The 3,759-nt window shown below is 35.4% G+C and carries 3 protein-coding genes and 1 pseudogene; 2 read left to right on the forward strand and 2 right to left on the reverse strand.

Going from position 1 to position 3,759, the window contains the following annotated elements:
• The first annotated feature begins 346 nt into the window (after nt 1-346).
• Both FS806_RS25070 and FS806_RS25075 read left to right on the forward strand, forming a co-directional pair.
• Nucleotides 347-1,372 (forward strand): hypothetical protein, encoded by a 1,026-nt coding sequence (locus FS806_RS25070; RefSeq protein WP_144942052.1) that lies wholly within the window; start codon nt 347-349, stop codon nt 1,370-1,372.
• Between the two features lie 23 nt (nt 1,373-1,395).
• Complete coding sequence (locus FS806_RS25075) at nt 1,396-2,337, forward strand: M23 family metallopeptidase (protein WP_144942054.1); 942 nt, start codon at nt 1,396-1,398, stop codon at nt 2,335-2,337.
• A 291-nt stretch (nt 2,338-2,628) separates the two neighbouring features.
• Here the strand turns inward: FS806_RS25075 and FS806_RS25080 are convergent, their stop codons facing one another.
• Nucleotides 2,629-3,303: a hypothetical protein gene (locus FS806_RS25080; protein ID WP_144942056.1), complete on the reverse strand. Its 675-nt coding sequence runs from the start codon at nt 3,301-3,303 to the stop codon at nt 2,629-2,631.
• 309 nt (nt 3,304-3,612) lie between these two features.
• Nucleotides 3,613-3,759, reverse strand: a pseudogene (locus FS806_RS25085) (pyridine nucleotide-disulfide oxidoreductase); the annotation flags it as partial.

Here is a 3,759-nt window from a genome sequence, read left to right on the forward strand (position 1 = left end):
CTCCCGCAGGTCCGGATCCAATAACGGCAATATCGTACATATTCATTGGCTCCTTTCTATTTATGAACTGAGTATGGTGGTACAATCTGATTTTACCATATCTAGAATTTTTATGGTTTTAATTTCGAAAAAAGTGAAAAAAATGACGAAAAATGTAATTATATGCATCGATTTCAATACTTTGTCACTATATCCATTTATCTGGAATTTTCGGTATAATTAGGATGTAACGTGTTGATTGCAATAAAAATTATAAGGGGGGGAATCCATAAAATTATTCGGAAAGAGAGGCTAATCGAAATTAAATATTTGGCAAAATCTATTTTAGAGTGGGAGGCTACTTATCATGCTATCGGGTAATAATTTAAAAGGTATTGTAGGGATGGCTGTAATAGGCGTACTTTCCGTATTTGTTGTATTTTCTAGTACTACTTCGGCATTTAATTCATTTACAGTAAGCAGTGAAAAACCTGAGGCCATTCAGGAATTAAGTACTAATGCCGGAACCAAACTTTTCGTTGAAAATAACAAAATCATGAGGTCTTATGGTGTGAATTCTGACGCTAACGGAACAAAAGCAGTTGTAATGAACAAGACAAATGACAAATTATCCATTGTAGATAATAAAGGAATGGTTTTGGATGATCTTGCTGATCTACACAAAAAAATGGAGGAAGTAAGGGTTAATAAAGAGAATGAGAAACATGTTGGAAATGTAATTGGAGCTGGACACCTTTTAGATAATACGCTCTTTTTTGCGAGCAATTACGATTCAAAAGATTGGAAGAATAGTATCTGGAGTATGGATTTAGAATCAAGGGATGTAAAAAAAATACTGTCTGCAGAACAATACGGCAATCTCTCATTCATTTCTGTTTCGGATGATAGAATCCTTTTAGAAAGTGATAAAGAGATAAGTAAAGCAACGTTGGTTCTTGAAATAAGTCAAAATGGGGCAGTAACAGAGCACATAATCCCTGGCTTAGTGATTAAAGCTTCTCCGAATGGCGCTAATATTACTTATAGAGTATATGAAGATGAGGGACTTCTAGCCAATAAACTTGGAATTTATAGCGTTATTGAAAATAAAAGCCAACAAATTGAAGGGATTCCTGATAACCATTTATTTAATAACTATGGAGCGTGGAATAATTCTGGAACAAAATACGCCTTCTTGTCAATCTATTTAGAAAACACCCAGGAGAGGCATATTTTGATGGTATACGATTTGACAGAGGAAAGCCTAATTCAAATAAATGAACCGAAAAACGGTACGTTTCAAGCTGGACAGGATAATTTGTTATTCGAAAATGATTCTGTCATCAAAGTTCCTTTAGTTAATAATCAGTTTGTTAGCGTGTCATTACATTAAAACCAAAGGAGGCGAAAACTATAATGAAGAAGCTATTTACACTTCTATTTGCGTTAGTAATTATGAGTTCCTTTCCAGTTAATTATGCTAGTGCAGTTTCATATACCCAAGGCGGTGCAAAAAATCCAACAAGTCTGAAGCATATGTCAATTGTTAGCCCACTTCATATTGGTTTTCAAAATGAACAGGTCACGGGAGTTTACAATGAACCTCGAAGTGGTGAATTTCATCGTGGCGTTGACTATTCTACCTACAATCCTAATACTGGTAATTATAACAGGGAAGTATATCCTATTGCAAATGGAGAAGTTTATGGTTTTAACAACGGTTCTGGTAATAGATATATAATATTAAAACACAACTATAACGGTACTACCTGGTATTCAATATATATGCATCTTAGTTCAGTATCAGTCACATCGGGAACAGTTACTACAAATACTCAAATTGGAGTTTCGGGCTCAACGGGGGGAGTCGCTCCCCATCTGCATTGGGAAGTAAACACGGTTAGCGAAGATACATTAAAATCAACCAGAGTAACAGTTGATCCATATCCTTATTTACAAAATCAGTATAATGTAAGTCAATGGACCACCGATCATTCAGCAGTAAATTTCGTAAATTATTTTAAAAGTTCGGGAACTCTTCAAGCGACAATCTATGGGATTTATAACCAATCAAGATCCGGACCATCTTCAACACCGAAGGCATATTGGAGATATAACGGAGAAAGCACTTGGAGAGTTGCAAATGGAGTTCACCAAGGAAGTTATGTATACGATTTTTCGATTCCGGCTAATACCTCTAAATCTTATGTCGAGTATATAATATATGTTAAAGGGAAGTGGTTTAACAATATTAACGAGTACGATACTCATTGGAATGCTGTTTATAATGATGCAAGTGAAAATCCTGGAACCTGGCCATCCTCTACAGATATTGTTGCAGAACGTTATAACTTTTAAAAATTATCTTCAGGCCCCATCGTTTAAGATGTGGGCCTAATTTTCTACCCCTAAATTTTTAGTTAGTTTAGCAAAGGAAGAAATGTAAAGTGAGATCAAACTCATTGTCTTAAGCACTGAAATAAGTACTATTCTTTCGTACATTTAATTTCTGGGGGTCTAATTCCCCGCGGCTTGCCGCGGAGAGCTTCATTTACTTCAAGAGTAACCTTCCGCTTTACGATTTAAAGACTTTCAAAGCAAAAATTACTTACTGACTTTGGTTGCATCAAATGGCTAAGGGAAATGTTTTCAGCAGTCTGGACTTTTTCCACATTGAATTTCTAATAGGTCTCTTGTCAAAATTCCAACTTTAATGAACATTTCTTTATAATAAATCGGGTTTACTGTAAATCCTTTAATAAATTTACTGTTTTGGTATAACGACAAATATAAGTTATCATGGAAGACATATAGCGATAGGCCATCGCTTTTCATATTAAGAATATTTATGGGTTCAAAAAAACGAATTACAATGTAATCATCCAAAATTTCGGAAAGATTTGGGTCTGATAAAATAAGATTATTGTCGATTTCCGTTTTATCTCTAGAAGAAAAACGCTCTTGTAAATTATCATAATGGAATATGTCCAAGAGTAAAACCAACATATACAAATCATAGTTTGATAGTCCACTTCCTCCCCTTCCCGAATGAGCATAATGTTCAACTAATTCGTTCTGTTCGTCAAATGGTAATTTAAGAAACTCCAAAAATTCTGTTTCTTTTACAGGGTTTGTCTCATCATGTTCACCTAATCTATTTTTCATTTCTAGAAGTATACTATTGTTTTCTTTAGTTAGAGAAGTTAGTTCATCATATTTTATTTGGAGATCGATTAATTCTTGATTAATCGTTCTATCCTTACAACCAGCAAATGTAAGAACAATCATTAAAATCAACAGTAATTGCAATAATTTATTAACCATATAGGCACCACCTCCAAAACAAGATTATTACCGACAGGTACTTCGACGACGGGAAAAATTCCTTACGCGAAGATTTTAAACTGCAGCAAATTTTTATATCTTCGACTCTGTTAAAACGATATGATGATCGGGTAGGATCAAAGCCGTTTATGGGAATACCTACTGCTTGCCATACAGGATAAGGAAACCTCTGGATGACTGTGTTTCGGCCTGCCAGAGGTTTTTATGAAATAGGAATGAGTTATTTTTACTTTTAAACAGAGGAGCGGGCATCTAAGAAGAAAGTGCTTCTGATCTCCTCACCTCAACTCATAGAACATCATGGTCCACGTAACGTTCTCCGTTCATTTCGCTGATCACATTGATGGCTACCTTGGCACCGTCACCTGCGGTAATGATCGTATGTACACTAACTCCCGCACAAGTGCCTGCGGCCCAGATGCCGTCGATGTTTGT

It is taken from the genome of Paenibacillus sp. 32O-W (assembly GCF_007679495.1).
Lineage (GTDB): Bacteria > Bacillota > Bacilli > Paenibacillales > NBRC-103111 > Paenibacillus_L > Paenibacillus_L residui.

Bases quoted from the DNA above. Each gene is read 5' to 3' on its own strand.
- FS806_RS25075 (WP_144942054.1), top strand. From the start codon at position 1,396: ATGAAGAAGCTATTTACACTTCTATTTGCGTTAGTAATTATGAGTTCC.
- FS806_RS25070 (WP_144942052.1), top strand. From the start codon at position 347: ATGCTATCGGGTAATAATTTAAAAGGTATTGTAGGGATGGCTGTAATA.
- FS806_RS25080 (WP_144942056.1), bottom strand. From the start codon at position 3,303: ATGGTTAATAAATTATTGCAATTACTGTTGATTTTAATGATTGTTCTT.